At 44.0% G+C, this 960-nt stretch carries 1 protein-coding gene; it reads right to left on the reverse strand.

Annotated features, from left to right (window positions below; all coding sequences use genetic code 11):
• Positions 1 to 960 (reverse strand): hypothetical protein (locus QME58_14385; GenBank protein MDI6805000.1); only part of this gene is annotated, 960 nt, incomplete at both ends.

Below are 960 nucleotides of genomic sequence, written 5' to 3' on the forward strand. Positions count from 1 at the left end.
TATCAATAGTGTTATTTTCATTAATCTTAAGAATTTTTCGCTCTCCGGGTTCCCAGATATTTGATGCTGCACAAAGAATTAATCTTTTACCTGTCTTCTCATCTACCGAGCCCCATATATCATTTATACTCACATCCGTCCCGCTCTCCAACCGCCGCCAGCTGACGCCGTTGAAAAAACCAATTTGACCCAAAGGTCCTGCTGTGTAAACGTTATTTTTATTTGAACCCCATATTTTATTTACTGAAACAGGCAAACAAGTAATCGATATTTGAACACCATTTTTCCATTTTGCAATTTGAGATTGCGATGCAATCCATATCTCTCCATCGTCAAAGGCAAACACTGCATTAGCAGGATATGGTCCAGTTAAACTTCCAGGTCCACAAAAAGTATAAAATTGTATCCTCTTCAATTCCCATTTCTTTCCATTCCAACGTGCAGTATTATACGGCTCTGTTTCAAAATTTCCTGCTGAGTCTCTCTTATAAATCTCCCCCACAGCCCAAACGCAAGTGTCGTTTATAATGCAAACATCTCTGAGCACACTACCTGCCCCGTCGCCGAGCGTATCAATCTCCCAAGTAAAGTTATGTGAAGTTGTATCCATAGTTGTGAGTAGCAACGGAGCGCTGGAGTCAACAGGAGATTGGAGTGGCGGAGTGTCGGTTTGATGCAGGAAAGCTTTGTAAGTGTATGTTTGCTTAGGAAGCAAGCCCTCGTCTAAAATTAATGTGTCGAGCGGGGAGCTTTGAGCTAAGAGCGAAGAGCTGAGAATAAAAATGGTTTGACCATCGCGTTTTAACTGAACGCTCTCTGCTCCATGCCCTTGGCTTGCTGTCGTCTTTATCCTCAGCCATGCATCAGTCACGCCCACATCCTCCGCAGTCAATACTATCGGCGGAATGTAAGGCGGAACATCGGGCGGTACAACCCGCTCGCGGCAAGAGACAACAAATA

Source organism: Bacteroidota bacterium (assembly GCA_030017895.1).
In the GTDB taxonomy this organism is placed as follows: domain Bacteria; phylum Bacteroidota; class Ignavibacteria; order UBA10030; family BY39; genus JASEGV01.